Origin of the sequence: Citrobacter sp. H12-3-2 (assembly GCF_009649895.1) — a bacterium.
In the GTDB taxonomy this organism is placed as follows: domain Bacteria; phylum Pseudomonadota; class Gammaproteobacteria; order Enterobacterales; family Enterobacteriaceae; genus Citrobacter; species Citrobacter portucalensis.
The window spans coordinates 1,479,719-1,498,123 of record NZ_CP045837.1 but is presented as its reverse complement, the minus strand read 5'-3'; the positions used below and the strand labels follow the sequence as shown (position 1 = coordinate 1,498,123).

Here is an 18,405-nt window from a genome sequence, read left to right as displayed (position 1 = left end):
CACCTTTCATTTTAATTCTTCCAGTTTTGATATCGCCTGACGCTGGTTTTTAAGAAACCAGAGCTGCCACTCCATCATCTGCTGTTCGGCAACGCTTTTATTATCAAACTGCGCAAGCCAGGCTTCATCTTCACTACTTTTGGCATCTATCGGAACGCTGGTCAGTAAGGCTCTGATTTCGGGTAGCGGGCGTTTCAGGCGTGCTTCCGCACTGTATAGTGCCCGCCATGCATCCTTCAGTTGCGCAAGACGGAAACTGATGGCGGTATCAAACATCCGCTGGACTAACTGTTGTCGCTTAAGGATCAGCCGATAATTAAGCGGAGGCTGGTTCAGTAAAATAGCCTGCTGAGCAGCGCGGGGATTATCAGATGCGAGCTGCGTTACCGGATATTTCCCCGTATTCGCATCAGCAAGGATCCGCTGTCCCTCCGGGCTTAACAAATAGCGGATAAAACGACGCGCTTCATTGGGGTGCTGGCTGTTCTTGAGAACAGCAACATAGGTTGGCGATACCGCCGAGCGCGGAAAATAGGTAAAAGCCAGGTGAGGATCGTTAAGCAACAGGTTGGCATAATTATCAATGACCGGCCCCGCCACGCCCAGGCCACTCTTAATTTTGTCGGCTACGCCAAAACTGCGTGATGAAATCGTCACCAGATTTCCAGCACTCGCCAGCAGCGTCGCCCACCCCTCTTCCCACCCTTTTTGCTGTAGCAATGACTCAACCATCAGATGGTTGGTATCCGAACGCGATGGGCTACTCATCAACAGCGCGTTCTGATATTTGGGCAGCGTTAAATCCCCCCAGTCGGCAGGAGGCGACAGATGCCGTGCCACCAGCGCAGAACGATTAATCAACAGACCAAAACCAGATATCGCCACTGCCACGGAGGTCGAACGGATAGAGTCTGGCACCAGCCGCTGGCTTTCCGGCAACGCATTTTCGAAAGGCGCCAACTTCTGATGCTCCTGCAGATGCTGCAACAGCATAGGGGATGAGGTCAAAATCAGATCAACATTTTCCGCATTCGCGGTATCCAGCAGTTGCTCCAACGAACTGCTGGTCCGGTTTAACGTGCGAATCATCACCGACCCCGGTTCAGTCTGCCAACGCTGAATAATCCAGGCCGTTGCCCCAGGGGAGAAGGTTGTCGCCATTACCAGCTCTTTACCCTGCGCCAGGCAACTCACCGGCAACGACATAAAACAGAGCGAGAACGCCCAACAACGCCCCCGGCCCAAAAGTCTGTTTGTGATCCCGTTCATAAATACCAACATATGCAAAAAATAATATTGAGACAAAACTTACCCGTTTATCACCGACTGGGGGAAGAATAAGGTTATTCGTAGAATAACCAAACGGAAAGTGACGACATCGGTAAAGAATACCCGAAAACGCAGTCTGAATTTGTTAATATCCGCACACGCCGATGATAAAAGCGTTCGTAAAAGAATAGAATTGAAAAGCCATTATTTAAAAAGAGTCAAAATCAGCCACGTAATCCACAAATTGTGTCAATAGTGACTCATTTCATCAACTTGAGTTTCTCTGCCGTCTATTTCACTCTTCACTGCGAAAAATCCTGATATTCACATCAATATAAATTTAGGTGATGATATGTTATCCATATTTAAGGCAGGGCCAGCGGCAAATAAAGTCCCGGCGGAGAAAGTCCAGGAAACTTATGGCCGATACCGCATTCAGGCATTACTCAGCGTATTTCTTGGCTATCTTGCGTACTATATTGTGCGTAATAACTTCACGCTATCAACACCGTACCTAAAAGAACATCTGGATCTCAGTGCCACGCAAATTGGTCTACTCAGCAGCTGCATGCTTATTGCCTATGGGATCAGTAAAGGCATTATGAGTAGTCTGGCAGACAAGGCCAGCCCTAAGGTCTTTATGGCATGCGGCCTGGTTCTGTGCGCCATCGTAAACGTCGGTTTAGGATTCAGTACCGGATTCTGGATTTTTGCCGCTCTGGTCGTTTTCAACGGTTTGTTTCAGGGAATGGGCGTTGGTCCTTCATTTATTACCATCGCCAACTGGTTTCCGCGTAAAGAACGTGGACGCGTCGGCGCATTCTGGAATATTTCTCACAACGTTGGCGGTGGTATTGTCGCTCCGATTGTTGGTGCCGCCTTTGCCATTTTAGGGAGCGAGCACTGGCAAAGTGCCAGCTATATTGTCCCGGCCGGTGTTGCCGTACTGTTTGCTTTTATTGTGCTGATTCTGGGGAAAGGTTCACCGCGCCAGGAAGGCTTACCGGCTCTGGAACAAATGATGCCGGAAGAAAAAGTAGTATTAAATTCCCGACACACTGACCAGGCGCCAGAAAATATGAGTGCCATCCAGATCTTCTGCACCTATGTGCTGCGTAATAAGAATGCATGGTATGTTTCACTGGTAGATGTCTTCGTCTATATGGTGCGTTTTGGCATGATTAGCTGGTTGCCTATTTATCTGTTAACCGAAAAACATTTCTCGAAAGAGCAAATGAGCATCGCTTTTCTGTTTTTTGAATGGGCGGCAATCCCTTCCACATTACTGGCGGGCTGGCTTACCGATAAACTGTTTAAAGGCCGTCGCATGCCGCTGGCCATGATTTGTATGGCGCTGATTTTCGTCTGTTTGATCGGCTACTGGAAAAGTGAATCCCTGCTGATGGTCACTATTTTTGCCGCCATTGTGGGTTGCCTGATCTATGTTCCACAGTTCCTCGCTTCTGTTCAGACGATGGAAATCGTCCCCAGCTTCGCAGTAGGTTCTGCAGTAGGGCTGCGCGGATTTATGAGCTACATTTTTGGCGCATCGCTGGGCACCAGTCTGTTTGGCGTAATGGTCGACAAAATGGGGTGGCACGGCGGCTTCTATCTGCTGATGGGGGGTATTGTTTGCTGCATCCTGTTCTGCTACCTCTCTCATCGCGGTGCGCTGGAACTTGAGCAACAGCGAAAAAATGCTCAGCAAGAGGAAGCATCACTCCAGTTGGCGGATGCCCGGTAATTCATTTCGGTCTCACAAAAAAGTGCCAGCGATGCTGGCACTTCGATAAACTCAGATAAATAATAAATAACTCAAAGTGATAATTTATTGCTAAACGTAACATTGCAAATTATTGCTTACCATCCGCGACCATAAAGCGAATGATCAAACCACATGTCGGAGCAAGAAACAGGAATAATCCAGTTACCATTTCGTTACCATTGGTCAGCCGCATAGTAAAAACGTAAATTAATGCCGTAAGGATGGCCATGCCGAGAAAAGCGCTAATTGACGCCGCAGCGCCTATAACCTGCCAGATATAGCAACTGACGCACAGAATGCTCAGTATGAGAAAGGTCCAGAAATAGAGCATAGCGATACCTCCTGTCTGCCGTAAACTTAACGTAAGTCCTTACACTCCCTTAACTTTATATTCTAAGACAATTCCTATCTGCATGCAATTTGAGCAACATTTTATTCACAAAAATTATTCGACCGCTTACTATTACACTGTTTCTCCGTCGTTTATTTAATCATCATAAAAACAACGAATTATATATAGGCGAAATTTTGCCCTTAATCGCCCTAAAAACATTTACGAATCTTGAGTAATTATTTCTGGCTGACATTAATTTTCGGGTGTACATTGTGCGTCCGATCATTCATGCCCCCTCGTGGTTTTGTCCTGACTCAGTTTTACACTCTTTACAGGAACCAATGTCGTTCATGGCGGCCTAACGATCAGTGCAGAGTGTAAAGCGACAGGCAAAGAATCTTCGCGATACATCTATTTCGTATCAACAACAGGTGCTTATGTTCCCCCAATGTAAATTTTCACGCGCGTTTTTGCATCCGCGCTACTGGCTCACATGGTTTGGTGTTGGTGTGCTCTGGTTACTGGTACAGCTTCCCTATCCCGTATTGTGTTTTCTTGGTACCCGTACAGGAACGCTGGCTCGTCCATTTTTAAAACGCCGTGAATCTATTGCACGTAAAAATCTCGAACTCTGTTTCCCAAATCTGTCACAGGAAGAAAGAGACAAACTGGTCGATGAGAATTTCCGTTCGCTCGGCATGGGGCTGCTTGAAACAGGTATGGCCTGGTTCTGGCCGGACCGTCGGGTGCGCAAATGGTTTGATGTAGAAGGGCTGGACAACCTGAAGCGCGCTCAGATGCAAAATCGTGGCGTGATGGTCGTTGGCGTACACTTTATGTCGCTCGAGTTGGGTGGTCGCGTAATGGGGCTTTGCCAGCCAATGATGGCAACCTATCGCCCGCACAATAATAAGTTGATGGAGTGGATCCAAACCCGCGGTCGTATGCGCTCCAACAAGGCGATGATCGGCAGAAATAATCTGCGTGGTATTGTCGGCGCCCTGAAAAAAGGCGAGGCAGTGTGGTTTGCCCCCGATCAGGACTATGGTCGTAAAGGGAGTTCATTCGCCCCCTTCTTCGCAGTCAAAGACGTGGCGACCACCAACGGTACCTATGTGCTATCACGATTATCGGGCGCAGCAATGCTGACCGTAACCATGGTGAGAAAAGCAGATAACACCGGTTACCGCCTGTTCATCACCCCAGAAATGGAAGGTTACCCGGCAGATGAAAGCCAGGCTGCGGCGTATATGAACAAAATTATCGAAAAAGAGATCATGCGTGCACCCGAGCAGTATCTCTGGATCCACCGTCGCTTCAAAACTCGCCCGATGGGTGAAGCTTCGTTGTATATCTAAAAAGAAAGGCCGTAAGGCCTTTCTTTTTTTCTACGGTTGAATTACTTAACGCCCCATTTGCTGTGCAGTTCAGCCATTCGCTCGTTGTAGTTGCGGGCGATGCAGGCTGATTTATCCTGTTCCTTCCAGCACTCGTTACGCCCTTTCACCCAACCGCGCTGCTCTGCTTTCAGCGTCGGGTTATTGCTCGATTTAACCAGCGCCTGCTTGTAGGCCCCGTCTAACGCTAAATCCATTTCTGAGAGCGAAGGACTCTGGCAGATAATCTCTTCGATACTGCCCTTTGCAACCGCAGCGCAGGAAAAAGAGGGTCCAGTGCTGGTCGATTTTTTGGCCCCAGAAAAGTCAATATTATCTTCAGGCAGGCATACCCCGTGCTTTCGATTCGGCCCACTCCAGGAAACGTCCGGATTTCCGTCATCTTTACGAGAAATAGAAACCGTATTGTTGCCGCTTTTGGCTTCCCAGTAATTTTCATTGAATGCCTTCACCGTCGCCTTCGAGCCATCAATCCAAACATTGCCTTTGCCATCACTATTCACACCACCAATACTTGCGCAGCTGAAATTAAACGCCAACGGTGAGGCCGCCATCGACGTCAGTGGCGTAAAAACGAGTGCTAACATCATTAATCTGGTCATTTTTAACCTTTTCATTATCTCATTCCGCGAAAAATTAACCGCATTAACATCATGGCGATATGAGAATTCTCCGAGTAACCATTCCGTCGCTCAATAGCAATTTATTACCGGCAGAAATTAAACTGTCGCCGAATCACGACAGTTGTAAGTTATTAAAATTAAATAAAAAAATGCCTCTTGTCTCTCCTCATTTTTAGGCGTACATTAGCGCCGTCTGGAGCATTAAAGCTCAGAATTCTGAGGTGATGCAGCCAAGCAAATGAGGGGTATTCTCCCTTTCGTTCGCGAGTGCATCAGCTCTCTGTCAGGTAAGCATATGTTCATTTAGACGTACCTCAGGTACGCGGAGAGATGAAAAGTGAAATATTTCTTTATGGGCATTTCTTTTATGGTCATCGTTTGGGCCGGTACTTTCGCCCTGATGATCTAAATTAAAAGACGCAGCAAAAAAACAGGAGCCATCAGGCTCCTGTTTTGCATTTTGGGGGAACATTCTGTCAGTCGGTACTTTCAGAAGTCGATTTTGCACTGGTCGGTAACAGGCCATCTGCGCGAAACATCGCCTTGATGCCGCGAATAGCCTGGCGGGTACGGTCACGGTTTTCAATCAACGCAAATCGCACATGCGTATCACCATAATCACCAAACCCAATCCCTGGCGAAACGCATACCTTCGCTTCGTTCAGCAGCTTCTTGGCAAACTCAAGTGACCCCATCCCGGCGTATTGCTCTGGAATTTTCGCCCAAACGTACATTGAGGCCTTTGGCATCTCGACCATCCAGCCTGCTTCATGCAGTCCTTTGACCAGCACATCGCGACGACGTTTATATTGCTCAGCGATATCCCGCACACATTGCTGATCGCCTTCCAGCGCGGCAATTGCCGCAACCTGCAGTGGCGTAAAGGTCCCGTAATCGTGATAGCTCTTGATTCGCGCCAGCGCGTTCACTAGCGTTTTGTTGCCCACCATAAACCCGATACGCCATCCCGCCATGTTGTAGCTTTTCGACAGGGTGAAAAATTCAACAGCGACGTCGCGAGCGCCGGGTACCTGCATAATCGATGGCGCCTTCCAGCCGTCATAAACAATATCAGCGTAGGCCAGGTCGTGAACCACCAACACGTCATAGCGTTTAGCCAGGGCCACCACTTTCTCAAAGAATTCCAGCTCGACGCACTGCGCGGTCGGGTTGGATGGGAAACCTAAGATCATCATCTTCGGCTTCGGGTAACTTTCGCGTATTGCGCGTTCCAGCTCATTAAAGAAGTCGACACCCTCAACCAGCGGCACTGAACGCACCTGCGCGCCGGCAATCACCGCGCCATAGATATGGATGGGATAACTTGGGTTGGGCACGAGGACCGTATCACCGTGATCGAGCGTTGCCAGCATCAGGTGCGCCAGCCCCTCTTTGGAACCGATGGTCACAATGGCTTCAGATTCAGGATCGATCTCAACATCATAGCGTTCCTGGTACCAGCGGGAAATCGCCCGACGCAAACGCGGAATGCCGCGTGAGGTGGAGTAACCGTGAGTATCCGGGCGCTGCGCCACGGTACACAGTTTTTCGACAATGTGAGGAGGCGTGGCCCCATCCGGGTTCCCCATACTGAAATCGATAATATCTTCGCCGCGCCGACGCGCAGCCATCTTCAGTTCAGCGGTGATGTTAAAAACGTACGGGGGAAGGCGATCAATACGCGTAAAGCGACGTTCAGGGCGGGAGTCAGCCATAATATCCTCAGATTAACGTTAGCGCCCGGACCGTCCGAGCGACGCTGCCACGATGGTGGCACGTTTAGAAAATAGCCTGAATAATTTCCTTCTGTCGAGAGGCAAAACAAAATATTTTTTCCTGACGAAAAAGAGGAACAGCTGAGTAAAATGAGGAAATATTCATTTTCACAACTCGCTTAAAATTACCATCATTTAACATTTTGTTGTTAAATACATTACCTTGAACGCAGCACTCACAGGACAGGTATTGTAAATACAACAATCATGCAACAATCCCCTTTTAATATTATGGTTTTTCCCCATTAGCTCTGAACTGCGGGGATGCTGGTCATCCTGCCTCAGGTTACCTATCATAGTGGTTTAACCCTTGCGCAAGAGTCACCCGTGCACGAAATATTCAATATGCTGCTGGCGGTATTTGACCGGGCAGCACTGATGCTGTTCTGTCTGTTTTTCCTGATTCGTATCCGCCTGTTTCGCGAACTGTTGCACAAGTCAGCCCACTCCCCAAAAGAGCTGCTCGCCGTTACCGCGATTTTCTCCATGTTTGCCCTGTTCAGTACCTGGTCAGGCGTACCGGTAGAAGGTTCTCTGGTCAATGTGCGTATTATCGCGGTCATGTCAGGAGGGATCCTGTTCGGTCCATGGGTTGGCATTATTACGGGACTGATCGCAGGCACCCACCGTTACCTGATCGATATTGGCGGCGTAACTGCCCTACCCTGCTTTATTACCAGCATTCTGGCTGGCTGCATTGCCGGGTGGATCAACCGTAAGATCCCCAAAGCGCAGCACTGGCGCGCGGGTATTTTAGGCGGAATGCTGTGCGAATCACTGACCATGATACTGGTCGTCGCCTGGGCACCCACCACCGAACTGGGGCTGGATATTGTCTCAAAAATCGGTATTCCAATGATCCTCGGCAGCGTCTGTATTGGTTTTATCGTGATGCTGGTACAAAGCGTTGAAGGTGAGAAAGAAGCCAGCGCTGCAAAACAGGCCAAGCTGGCGCTGGATATCGCCAACAAAACGCTGCCGCTCTTTCGCCAGGTCAACAGCGAGTCGTTACGTCAGGTGTGCGAAATTATTCGCCACGATATCCACGCTGACGCGGTTGCAATCACCAATACTCAGCACGTTCTGGCCTATGTTGGCGTCGGAGAGATCAACTACCGCGATAACGATGACTTCGTCAGCCCTACCACGCAAGAAGCCATAAATCACGGTAAAATAATCATAAAAAACAATGATGAAGCGCATCGCACCCCGGAAATCCACTCTATGCTGGTGATCCCGCTTTGGGAGAAAGGCGTCGTGACCGGCACGCTGAAGATCTACTACTGTCACGCTCATCAAATCACTTCCTCGTTACAGGAAATGGCGATCGGTCTGTCGCAAATCATCTCCACCCAGCTTGAAGTCTCCCGCGCAGAGCAACTACGAGAAATGGCAAATAAGGCAGAGCTACGCGCGCTGCAAAGCAAAATAAATCCCCATTTTCTGTTTAATGCCCTGAACGCGATTTCATCGTCGGTACGCCTTAACCCGGACACCGCACGTCAGCTCATTTTTAATTTGTCGCGCTATCTTCGCTATAATATTGAATTAAAAGACGATGAGCAGATCGACATCAAGAAAGAGCTGTATCAAATCAAGGATTACATCACCATCGAACAGGCCCGCTTTGGCGACAAGCTGACCGTTATTTATGATATCGATGAAGAGGTAAGCTGTTTTATTCCCAGCCTGCTGATTCAGCCGTTGGTCGAGAACGCTATCGTCCATGGGATCCAGCCCTGCAAAGGGAAAGGTGTGGTCACTATCAGCGTTGCGGAGTGCGGCAACCGGGTACGGATTGCCGTACGAGACACGGGTCATGGTATCGACCCAAAAGTGATTGAACGGGTCGAGTCCAATGAAATGCCGGGCAATAAAATTGGTCTGTTGAATGTGCACCATCGCGTTAAGCTGCTCTACGGTGAGGGATTACATATCCGCCGTCTGGAGCCAGGCACAGAGATTGCCTTTTATGTACCTAATGTGCACTCGCCCGCAGCCGCGCCAACTACATTATTGCTTTAACCAGGAGTGAAGTCGTGAAAGTCATCATTGTTGAAGATGAATTCCTGGCCCAACAGGAACTGAGCTGGCTGATAAAAGAGCACAGCCAGATGGAGATTGTCGGCACGTTTGACGATGGTCTGGACGTGCTGAAATATCTCCAGCACAACCGCGTTGACGCCATTTTTCTGGATATTAATATTCCCTCGCTGGACGGCGTATTGCTGGCACAAAATATCAGCCAGTTCGCACATAAACCCTTTATTGTGTTTATTACCGCGTGGAAAGAGCATGCCGTTGAAGCCTTCGAACTGGAAGCTTTTGACTACATTCTGAAGCCGTACCAGGAATCACGCATTGTCAGTATGCTGCAAAAGCTGGAAGCCGCCTGGCAGCAACAGCAAACGGGAACGTCCCCTGTAAGTCCGGTGGCCCGCGAAAACGATACGATCAACTTGATCAAAGATGAGCGGATCATCGTGACCCCAATCAACGACATCTACTACGCTGAAGCGCATGAAAAGATGACGTTCGTCTATACGCGACGAGAATCATACGTCATGCCGATGAACATCAGCGAATTTTGCAGCAAACTGCCGGCTTCGCATTTCTTCCGCTGCCACCGCTCGTTCTGCGTAAATCTGAATAAAATCCGCGAGATCGAACCCTGGTTTAACAACACTTATATTCTGCGTTTAAAGGATCTGGAATTTGAAATCCCGGTTAGTCGGAGCAAAGTGAAAGAATTCAGACAATTAATGCATTTATAGTGCTGAAAAAGCGTGACGAATGGAGAGTACAGCGCACGCTTTCAGTTGTTTCCGCGACGAACGGGATAGCGGAACTAAGTTTGTAGTATATTGGTCGTCACTCTATTTTTTACAGGTGATATCATGGCGAAGCTGAGCGAAAAATATCAACGTACATATCTACGCGAATACGCAAAAGAAGCGGAAAAAAATGCCCTGATATGGATAAGTACGGACGATTATTTAGCTGAGTGCCTGGATATTCATGAACAATGCCATCTGGATTATTCACTGCAACAACAGCTGAGTTCATGGCTTTTTATGCTGCGCATGAAGCGCAGCCCGGAGTTATTAGGATATAAAACCGCGATACAGTCAAATGATATGGAATCTCTACACTTATCCCTGCGACAGTCTGCGATGATTAAACATGTGACGCAGGGTGTGGACTCAGGCTGCGATCACAGTATTAATGTATGGACGACACTAGAGATTCTTGCCGCGGGTTTATTTGACCGAGTACCACTCTTATTGCCTGAAAAATTGGGTATGAGTGATAACGGTCACCCTGTTAACCTGGCCATGACGAATTTAATGATGGCGGTGTGGTACAAACGTGCAGACTTTGCAGTGGATGCCAGAAAAAGAGCGCAAAAGGTACTGACCATGAAGCAAACAGTAAGCGATATGTTCATCCTCCGCTATCTGATGGCGCTCCTGGATGAGGATGTGACAGAAGCAGGCACGCAACTCGATTTATATTGTAAAAGCGTGTCCGCATTGAGAGAACCAGGGCTCACTAAGCTCCATAAAATGTTCTGGCCATACGCGCACGGGTTATACAACCTGGCTTATATTGTGTTGGGCAAAGATAAAGCCAGCGCGATGCCGAAACCAACCGCAGAGTGTTTTATGGACGATCTGGCGGAATGGCAAAATAAACATAACTATCGCCATGGCCCGCTATTTATAGAATACCCTAAACCAATTGACCTTATTAACACCCTGATCTCATGCACGCCGCCAGAATGTTGTTTGCATCAACCCTATCTGGATACCGATAAAAAATATAAAAACACAAGATACCTGCATGCCGATTTATTTGAACAACAGATGATCAAGATAATTTTAGAAAATATGAACAGCCAGAACGACAAGGCCGGAGAAGCGCTGAGCGCCATCCGGCCCTGACCTTACAAAATTTGGCCCAGCGTCTGACGTAAATGCGCACCAGCGCCAAGTAGTCCAGGATTATCGTGCACGATCAGATACACCGGAATATCCTGCACGTAGGCTTTAAAACGGCCTTTATCTTCAAAACCACCGCGGAAGCCCGACGCTTTAAAGAAGTCAAGGAAGCGCGGCACAATACCGCCGGCGATGTACACACCGCCAAATGTGCCCAGCGTTAACGCCAGATCGCCACCAAAACGTCCCATGATGACGCAGAACAGCGACAGCGCACGACGACAGTCAATGCAGGAATCTTCCAGCGCCCGTGCGGTGATATCCTTCGGCTGCAGATTTTCCGGCAGGCGTCCGTCAGATTTGACGATCGCGCGATACAGATTCACCAGTCCCGGACCAGACAGCACGCGTTCTGCGGACACGTGACCTATTTCCGCGCGCAGAACCTCAAGGATAATTCCCTCTTCCTCGCTGTTAGGCGCAAAATCCACGTGGCCGCCTTCACCAGGGAGGCTTACCCAGCGTTTATCCACGTGGACCAGATGCGCCACGCCGAGCCCGGTTCCTGCGCCATAAACAGCAATAGGTTTACCTTCAACAGGTTCCGCACCACCAAACTGGATTAAATGCTCTTTTTTCAGCATCGGGATCGCCATCGACACAGCGGTGAAATCATTGATGATTTCCAGATGGCTGAAGCCCAGGTTTTTTTTCATCTCAGCAATAGAGAACGCCCAGGTATGGTTGGTCATTGCCACCCAGTCGCCGGTTATCGGACAGGCAATGGCAATACAACCATCTTCAACGCTAACGCTATGCTCATCCAGGTACACGCGCACAACCGCCTCCAGACTTGGAAAATCCAACCCGGAATAGGTTTTTGCCTGCGAAATCTCGCCGCTGGCAATATCGCACAGAGCAAGACGCGCGTTGGTGCCGCCAACATCCCCTACTAAAGCATATTTTGTCATTCTTCCACTGCTCCGCTAAAGTCAGAATAAATCTTTGCCACACTGTAAATTCATGGGGACATAACAACAACGGTCTGAAGGCTGATGCCCGTGGAAAATCGATCCAGATCACACAATTACTTTATCGTTTCAGCACCATTTGCAGCGATGTCGTCAGACAGGCTGTGCAAACTATGTCTATGACTCTGTTTTAAGGAATAGAAAATGCTCCATCCGCGAGCCAGAACGATGCTCTTGCTATCAACCCCAGCGCTAATCATTGGCATAGCGTCCAGCCTGGTGTTGATCGTTGTGATGAAAGTGGCTTCCGTTTTACAGCAGTTTTTGTGGGAACGTCTGCCTGTTAGCATCGGTATAGCCCAGGACTCTCCGGTCTGGATTATCGGTATGCTGACACTCACGGGGATCATGGTCGGGTTAGTAATCCGTTACAGCCATGGCCACGCAGGCCCGGATCCGGCCTGTGAACCGTTAATTGGTATGCCGGTGCCAACGTCAGCAATACCGGGCCTGCTGGCAGCACTAATCCTCGGCCTCGCGGGTGGCGTCAGTCTGGGTCCGGAACACCCCATCATGACCGTAAATATCGCTCTGGCAGTGGCACTTGGTAGCCGCATGTTTCCGCGCATTGCAAAGCTGGACTGGACCATTCTCGCCTCTGCCGGTACCATCGGCGCGCTATTTGGTACCCCCGTTGCCGCCGCGCTGATATTTTCGCAAACGCTGAATAGCTCAAACGATGTGCCCTTGTGGGATCGCCTGTTTGCACCGTTAATGGCCGCCGCCGCGGGTTCGCTAACCACCAGCCTGTTTTTTCACCCCCATTTTTCACTACCCATCGCGCACTACACGCAGATGCACTTGATCGATATCCTCAGCGGCGCGGTTGTTGCTGCCATCGCCATTGCCGCTGGGATGGTTGCCGTCTGGTGTCTGCCGCGTTTGCACCATTTAATGCATCGATTAAAACACCCGGTGCTGATCCTCGGGGCAGGCGGTTTTATCCTTGGCATTTTGGGTGTTATCGGCGGGCCGCTTACCTTGTTTAAGGGACTGGACGAAATGCAGCAGATGGCGTTTAGCCAAACGCTGGGGACATCAGATTATTTCATGCTCGCCGTGATCAAACTAACGGCATTAGTGGTTGCAGCGGCGAGTGGTTTTCGCGGCGGACGAATCTTCCCGGCGGTATTCGTTGGCGTCGCGCTTGGCCTGATGCTGCACGCCCATGTTGAAGCGGTGCCGGCTGCCATCACGGTTTCTTGCTCTATTCTCGGGCTGGTGCTGGTCGTCACCCGTGACGCCTGGCTGAGCCTGTTTATGGCAGCAGTGGTGGTGCCAGATTCCACCCTGCTGCCGCTGCTGTGCATCGTCATGCTACCCGCCTGGCTGTTGCTGGCGGGCAAACCGATGATGGTCGCTGAGCGCCCTGATAAATAGCTATCCGCCGTTGCGAGATTCCAGCGCACGGGTCACCGTGCGCAATAATTCAGGAAGATCGGCTTTCGGTAGCACCACCTCAATTAACGACAGTCGTTGCGGATGGGACAACCGGGCCAGCACCTCTTCCAGCTGTACCGCCTGCTTCACCCGCCAACATTCGGCCTGACATTCACGACTAAACGCCTGCGGCACCGACGTCCAGCTCCAGGCGGCGATGTCGTTATAGCGCTGATTTGCCCCGTGTATGGCCCGCTCCACGGTATAACCGTCATTGTTGAGCAGTAAAATAACCGGCGATTGCCCGTCTCTGAGCATGGAGCCCAGCTCCTGAATGGTGAGCTGCGCCGCGCCATCGCCAATAATCAGGATCACCCGACGGTCCGGACAGGCCGTTTGCGCGCCGAATGCCGCCGGGAGCGCGTAGCCGATAGATCCCCACAACGGTTGAACCAGTACTTCCGCCCCGCAAGGTAGTGAGAGCGCAGCCGCGCCAAAGGCGGCGGTTCCCTGATCGACGAGGATAATGTCATCAGGCTTCAGAAACTGCTGTACCGTGTGCCAGAAGTTTTCCTGCGTCAGTGGGCCCTTCTCAACCTGAACACGCCTAATTGGCGGACGTTCTGGCGGTAGAGAAAACGACATTTCCAGGCACAGCTCGCGTAATGTGGTGACCGCTTGCTCCATCGGGATGTTAAACCAGTGGGATCCAATTCGTGACGCATGGGGCTGAACGTCAATGGTGCGATCCAGCGGTAGCTGTTGTGTAAACCCAGCTGTCAGGGTGTCGACAAATTGTGTGCCGACACACATTATCGTATCGGCATCTTCTATCGCCTGACGTACATAATCGCTGCTGGCTCCAGCGCTGTACGTGCCAACAAACGCCGGGTGACGCTCATCAAACAGTCCTTTGCCCATCAACAACGTGGCATGAGCCATCGGCGTTTCTGCCATCCAGCGCTGTAAAACCGGCTGCAGACCAAAACGCAGCGCGAGGAAGTCGGCCAGCAACGCTACGCGTGGGCTGTCCAGCAATCGTTCACGGGCATGGTAGCGAAACGCCTCTATCACGCTGTTTTCCGGCTCGCTCAGAGGAACACTCATAATATCATTCGGTGGCGTAGCAGGCTGTTTAGCCACATCAGCAGGTAGCATCAGATAGCCCGGCCTGCGCTCGCTGAGCATCATTCGCAACACACGGTCAATCTCATAGCAGGCATTTTGTTCATTCAGCACCGCGCTGGCCGTCGTCACCGCCTGCTGCATACGGTAAAAATGCTGAAAGTCACCGTCACCCAAAGTGTGATGCATCAACTCTCCGCGACGCTGCGCGCCGCGACAGGGTGCGCCGACAATATGCAAAACAGGAACATATTCCGCGAAGCTACCCGCGATACCGTTAATTGCGCTTAACTCCCCCACACCAAACGTGGTGAGCAGCGCCCCAACCCCGGATACCCGGGCATAGCCATCTGCCGCATAAGCCGCATTCAATTCATTCGCACACCCGACCCAACATACGTTGGGATGTTCAATCACGTGGTCAAGAAACTGCAAATTATAATCGCCCGGCACACCAAAGAGATGGCCGACGCCACAGCCTGCCAGCCTGTCCAGCAGATAATCAGCAACGGAATACGGGGTTTGCATGACAGCTATCCTTCTGACGGTAACCTCATGTTGAGTATCGAAGAACTGTGATGACTGTCCAGGAAAGTCACTGTGAAGGGGTGGAAAGCAGGATTTACAGTTTTGGCGGTAAAAATTCATTGAAGAATCGACAGTGTAACCGTATACACTGAAAGGCACACGCATTGTGGAAGGGGGGTGACATGGTTTATCACGCAGATGAAAATCGTTATCAGACAATGGAGTACTGCCGCTGCGGTCAGAGCGGCCTTAAGCTCCCGATTGTCTCTCTGGGTTTGTGGCACAATTTTGGCGATACCACACAGGTCGAGAACAGTCGCGCATTGTTACAGCGCGCATTCGATCTGGGGATTAACCATTTTGATCTGGCAAATAACTATGGTCCACCGCCGGGTTCGGCAGAACGGAATTTTGGTCGGATCCTGCAGGAAGATTTTTTACCGTGGCGAGATGAGCTTATTATCTCCACAAAAGCGGGCTACACCATGTGGGAAGGTCCCTACGGTGACTGGGGTTCACGCAAATATCTGATTGCCAGTCTCGATCAAAGCCTGAAGCGTCTGGGGCTGGAGTATGTCGATATCTTCTACCACCATCGCCCCGACCCTGGAACACCGCTCAGAGAAACCATGCGCGCGCTGGATCACATCGTCCGTCAGGGCAAAGCGCTGTACGTCGGGTTGTCTAACTATCCGGCAGATCTTGCCAGGCAGGCGATTGAAATACTCGACGATTTAGGTACGCCATGCCTTATTCACCAGCCCAAATATTCCATGTTTGAACGTTGGGTCGAAGGCGGCTTGCTGTCGCTATTACAGGAAAAAGGTGTCGGCAGTATCGCCTTCTCACCGCTGGCTGGCGGACAGTTAACCGACCGCTATCTGAACGGCATTCCTGCGGATTCTCGTGCGGCAAGCACCAGTCGCTTTCTGAATCCGGACCAGATCACTCCACAAAAACTGGAAAAAGTGCGGGCGCTGAATGTGCTGGCAGAACGACGCGGGCAAAAGCTTTCCCAAATGGCGCTAGCATGGGTGTTACGGGATGACAAAGTCACGTCCGTGCTGATTGGCGCGAGTAAAACGGCGCAGATTGAAGACGCTGTCGGTATGCTGGCAAACCGTCACTTTACGTCTGAAGAGTGCGCGGAGATTGATGCTATCCTGAGTTGATTGAAATAAAGACACATTTATTAACAAAAAGTGCTCTCACTTGCGATTTAAGAGTTAAGGCGATGAAACGGGGCTTTACTGCCCCGTAATATTACGTTAACAGGCCGGCTACGGCTCGATCGTGAAGGAGAGAAAACATGTTCAGGTCACTGATTCTGGCGGCAGTCTTATTGGCTTTTACACCGCTGGCCGCGAACGCTGGCGAAATCACCCTGCTGCCATCAATAAAATTACAAATTGGCGATCGCGATAACTACGGTAACTACTGGGATGGCGGCCGCTGGCGCGACCGGGATTACTGGCACCATAACTATGAGTGGCGCAAAAATCGCTGGTGGCGTCATGACAATGGCTACCATCGTGGCTGGGACAAACGCAAAGCTTATGAGCGTGGTTATCGTGAAGGCTGGAACGATCGTGACGACCACCGCGGTCGCGGGCGTGGCCACAAACATCATCATTAATGTAACAAAAGGGCCAACGGGCCCTTTTGTTTTTACAAACCGAGTGCGGTTCCTACCAACAGCCAGATATTGAGCGCCACCACCAGCACAACAATCACCCAACCTACCTGTTTTACCCAACGGGTATTCACCAAATCGCCCATCAGCTGACTGTTGCTAGTGAAGATCAACAGCGGCACCAGCGCCAGTGCAATACCAAAACTGAGCAATACCTGGCTCATCACCAGAATACGCGTCGGATCCAGTCCCATCAAAATCACAATAAATGATGGCATCATGGTGACGGTACGGCGTACCCAAAGCGGAATGTGAAAGCGGATAAACCCTTGCATCACCACCTGCCCGGCCAACGTACCGACCACGGTAGAAGAAAGTCCCGCAGCCACCAGGCTTAAACCGAATACCGTCGCCGCAGCGTGACTCAACAGCGGTTCAAGTGTCAGATACGCTTGATCGAGATCGGCAATACCGGTATGCCCGCTAAAGTGAAATGCAGCGGCAGCCGTCGCCATCATCGCAAGATTGACAAATCCAGCAATCGTCATGGCGATTGCCACATCCCATTTCGTGGCCGCATAGCGCTGTTGACGTGTTCCGCCGTGCAGATGCTGAGTTAAGGAAGAGTGCAGATAAATGACGTGTGGCATGATAGTCGCGCCGAGCACGCCAGCCGCCAGGAACACCGCTTCAGAATTAGGCAGGCTCGGGATAACCATTCCCTTGCTAAGTTGCGCGAAGTTCGGCTGGGAAAAGATCAGTTCCACAATGTAAGCCGCAGCCACAAACAGCAGCAAGCCGCCAATCACTTTTTCCAGCGGTTTTTGCCCACGGCGCTGCAACATCAGAATCAAAAAAGTCGCGATACCGGTGAGCACGGCCCCCTGCAATAACGACACGCCGAGGATCAATTTGAAACCAATCGCGGCACCAATGAATTCAGCAAGGTCTGTCGCCATGGCGATAATTTCGGCCTGCACCCAGTAGAACCACACCACCGGACGAGGATAGTGATCGCGAATTTGCTCCGCCAGGTTTTTACCCGTGGCAATACCCAGCTTTGCCGACAGCACCTGAATCAGCATCGCCATCAGATTTGCCCAGACCACCACCCACAACAGTTTATAGCCAAAGCTGGCCCCTGCCTGGATGTTGGTGGCGAAGTTGCCCGGATCGATGTAGCCGATCGCCGCGATGAACGCAGGTCCCATTAATGCGAGCTTCAACTTGCGCGCTGCCCGTCCACTGCTACTCTCAACGCGATCGTTAGTCATTTTAGTGCCTCAGAAACATAGCCTTTGCTATGTTTCAAGCTACGCCTATTGAGAATGATTATCAAATTCATTTTAATGGGTGAAGTTGATTTCTCTGATAGCGTTTGTCTATGGATCGATAAGGATTCTGAAAATACCGGTGAGATGTTTAATTATTGTTATGAGATTAGCACAATGACATAACTTTTCACTTCCATACTAAACATAACAGAAGTGTATCACCGATCACTAATTTTGAATCTCGTCACAGGTCCTTATTATAGTGTGTGTTTGATCTCGTTTTCTTTATGGTTGTTACATAGAATGTGCACGAAAACTAAACCTGCCTCA

General features: G+C 50.4%; 16 protein-coding genes. 9 read left to right on the top strand and 7 right to left on the bottom strand.

The genetic code is table 11. From position 1 onward, the window contains the following. Positions 1-6 precede the first annotated feature (6 nt). Positions 7-1,206, bottom strand: a complete 1,200-nt coding sequence (pgtC, locus tag GHC22_RS07090; RefSeq protein WP_153753963.1) for a phosphoglycerate transport regulator PgtC — start codon at positions 1,204-1,206, stop codon at positions 7-9. Positions 1,207-1,621: 415 nt separating this feature from the next. On the opposite strand from pgtC, the gene pgtP reads away from it, so the two are divergent. Continuing rightward, complete coding sequence (gene pgtP / locus GHC22_RS07085) at positions 1,622-3,013, top strand: phosphoglycerate transporter PgtP (protein WP_153752542.1); 1,392 nt, start codon at positions 1,622-1,624, stop codon at positions 3,011-3,013. Positions 3,014-3,122: 109 nt separating this feature from the next. Here pgtP and GHC22_RS07080 read toward each other — a convergent pair whose 3' ends face one another. Then, the gene (locus GHC22_RS07080; RefSeq protein WP_008785383.1) at positions 3,123-3,365 is read right to left on the bottom strand and encodes a DUF2545 family protein; all 243 of its coding nucleotides are present in this window, start codon (positions 3,363-3,365) and stop codon (positions 3,123-3,125) included. A 440-nt stretch (positions 3,366-3,805) separates the two neighbouring features. On the opposite strand from GHC22_RS07080, the gene lpxP reads away from it, so the two are divergent. Further along, the gene (gene lpxP, locus GHC22_RS07075) at positions 3,806-4,726 is read left to right on the top strand and encodes a kdo(2)-lipid IV(A) palmitoleoyltransferase (protein ID WP_020996694.1); all 921 of its coding nucleotides are present in this window, start codon (positions 3,806-3,808) and stop codon (positions 4,724-4,726) included. Positions 4,727-4,767: 41 nt separating this feature from the next. Here the strand turns inward: lpxP and GHC22_RS07070 are convergent, their stop codons facing one another. Next, positions 4,768-5,382 (bottom strand): lysozyme inhibitor LprI family protein, encoded by a 615-nt coding sequence (locus GHC22_RS07070; RefSeq protein WP_153752540.1) that lies wholly within the window; start codon positions 5,380-5,382, stop codon positions 4,768-4,770. 343 nt (positions 5,383-5,725) lie between these two features. On the opposite strand from GHC22_RS07070, the gene ypdK reads away from it, so the two are divergent. Then, complete coding sequence (gene ypdK / locus GHC22_RS07065) at positions 5,726-5,797, top strand: membrane protein YpdK (RefSeq protein ID WP_010723117.1); 72 nt, start codon at positions 5,726-5,728, stop codon at positions 5,795-5,797. A 67-nt stretch (positions 5,798-5,864) separates the two neighbouring features. Here ypdK and alaC read toward each other — a convergent pair whose 3' ends face one another. Continuing rightward, positions 5,865-7,103, bottom strand: a complete 1,239-nt coding sequence (gene alaC / locus GHC22_RS07060) for an alanine transaminase (protein ID WP_008785386.1) — start codon at positions 7,101-7,103, stop codon at positions 5,865-5,867. 387 nt (positions 7,104-7,490) lie between these two features. Here alaC and GHC22_RS07055 point away from each other — a divergent pair, with 387 nt between their 5' ends. The 3 genes from GHC22_RS07055 to GHC22_RS07045 all read left to right on the top strand — a co-directional run bounded on the left by GHC22_RS07055 (position 7,491) and on the right by GHC22_RS07045 (position 11,107). Further along, a complete protein-coding gene (locus GHC22_RS07055) occupies positions 7,491-9,188 on the top strand; it encodes a sensor histidine kinase (RefSeq protein WP_008785387.1) in 1,698 nt (565 codons plus the stop codon). A 14-nt stretch (positions 9,189-9,202) separates the two neighbouring features. Then, positions 9,203-9,937, top strand: coding sequence for a LytTR family DNA-binding domain-containing protein (locus GHC22_RS07050; RefSeq protein WP_003834866.1), 735 nt, complete (start codon positions 9,203-9,205; stop codon positions 9,935-9,937). A 123-nt stretch (positions 9,938-10,060) separates the two neighbouring features. Continuing rightward, a complete protein-coding gene (locus GHC22_RS07045) occupies positions 10,061-11,107 on the top strand; it encodes a hypothetical protein (protein WP_153752538.1) in 1,047 nt (348 codons plus the stop codon). A 2-nt stretch (positions 11,108-11,109) separates the two neighbouring features. Here GHC22_RS07045 and glk read toward each other — a convergent pair whose 3' ends face one another. Further along, on the bottom strand, positions 11,110-12,075 hold the full coding sequence (glk, locus tag GHC22_RS07040) for a glucokinase (protein ID WP_153752537.1): 966 nt from the start codon (positions 12,073-12,075) through the stop codon (positions 11,110-11,112). A gap of 204 nt (positions 12,076-12,279) precedes the next feature. Here glk and GHC22_RS07035 point away from each other — a divergent pair, with 204 nt between their 5' ends. Further along, the gene (locus GHC22_RS07035; protein WP_008785389.1) at positions 12,280-13,515 is read left to right on the top strand and encodes an ion channel protein; all 1,236 of its coding nucleotides are present in this window, start codon (positions 12,280-12,282) and stop codon (positions 13,513-13,515) included. Here GHC22_RS07035 and GHC22_RS07030 read toward each other — a convergent pair whose 3' ends face one another. Then, positions 13,516-15,168, bottom strand: coding sequence for an alpha-keto acid decarboxylase family protein (locus GHC22_RS07030; RefSeq protein WP_153752535.1), 1,653 nt, complete (start codon positions 15,166-15,168; stop codon positions 13,516-13,518). Positions 15,169-15,350: 182 nt separating this feature from the next. Here GHC22_RS07030 and mgrA point away from each other — a divergent pair, with 182 nt between their 5' ends. After that, positions 15,351-16,340, top strand: coding sequence for an L-glyceraldehyde 3-phosphate reductase (gene mgrA / locus GHC22_RS07025; RefSeq protein ID WP_153752533.1), 990 nt, complete (start codon positions 15,351-15,353; stop codon positions 16,338-16,340). A gap of 137 nt (positions 16,341-16,477) precedes the next feature. Then, positions 16,478-16,804 (top strand): DUF2502 domain-containing protein YpeC, encoded by a 327-nt coding sequence (gene ypeC, locus GHC22_RS07020; RefSeq protein ID WP_003834889.1) that lies wholly within the window; start codon positions 16,478-16,480, stop codon positions 16,802-16,804. Between the two features lie 32 nt (positions 16,805-16,836). On the opposite strand, the gene GHC22_RS07015 is transcribed toward ypeC, so the two are convergent. Continuing rightward, positions 16,837-18,075, bottom strand: coding sequence for an Nramp family divalent metal transporter (locus GHC22_RS07015; protein ID WP_003834891.1), 1,239 nt, complete (start codon positions 18,073-18,075; stop codon positions 16,837-16,839). Positions 18,076-18,405 lie beyond the last annotated feature (330 nt).

Bases quoted from the DNA above. Each gene is read 5' to 3' on its own strand.
- pgtC (WP_153753963.1), bottom strand. From the start codon at position 1,206: ATGTCGTTGCCGGTGAGTTGCCTGGCGCAGGGTAAAGAGCTGGTAATG.
- pgtP (WP_153752542.1), top strand. From the start codon at position 1,622: ATGTTATCCATATTTAAGGCAGGGCCAGCGGCAAATAAAGTCCCGGCG.
- GHC22_RS07080 (WP_008785383.1), bottom strand. From the start codon at position 3,365: ATGCTCTATTTCTGGACCTTTCTCATACTGAGCATTCTGTGCGTCAGT.
- lpxP (WP_020996694.1), top strand. From the start codon at position 3,806: ATGTTCCCCCAATGTAAATTTTCACGCGCGTTTTTGCATCCGCGCTAC.
- GHC22_RS07070 (WP_153752540.1), bottom strand. From the start codon at position 5,382: ATGAAAAGGTTAAAAATGACCAGATTAATGATGTTAGCACTCGTTTTT.
- alaC (WP_008785386.1), bottom strand. From the start codon at position 7,103: ATGGCTGACTCCCGCCCTGAACGTCGCTTTACGCGTATTGATCGCCTT.
- GHC22_RS07045 (WP_153752538.1), top strand. From the start codon at position 10,061: ATGGCGAAGCTGAGCGAAAAATATCAACGTACATATCTACGCGAATAC.
- glk (WP_153752537.1), bottom strand. From the start codon at position 12,075: ATGACAAAATATGCTTTAGTAGGGGATGTTGGCGGCACCAACGCGCGT.
- GHC22_RS07035 (WP_008785389.1), top strand. From the start codon at position 12,280: ATGCTCCATCCGCGAGCCAGAACGATGCTCTTGCTATCAACCCCAGCG.
- GHC22_RS07030 (WP_153752535.1), bottom strand. From the start codon at position 15,168: ATGCAAACCCCGTATTCCGTTGCTGATTATCTGCTGGACAGGCTGGCA.
- mgrA (WP_153752533.1), top strand. From the start codon at position 15,351: ATGGTTTATCACGCAGATGAAAATCGTTATCAGACAATGGAGTACTGC.
- ypeC (WP_003834889.1), top strand. From the start codon at position 16,478: ATGTTCAGGTCACTGATTCTGGCGGCAGTCTTATTGGCTTTTACACCG.
- GHC22_RS07015 (WP_003834891.1), bottom strand. From the start codon at position 18,075: ATGACTAACGATCGCGTTGAGAGTAGCAGTGGACGGGCAGCGCGCAAG.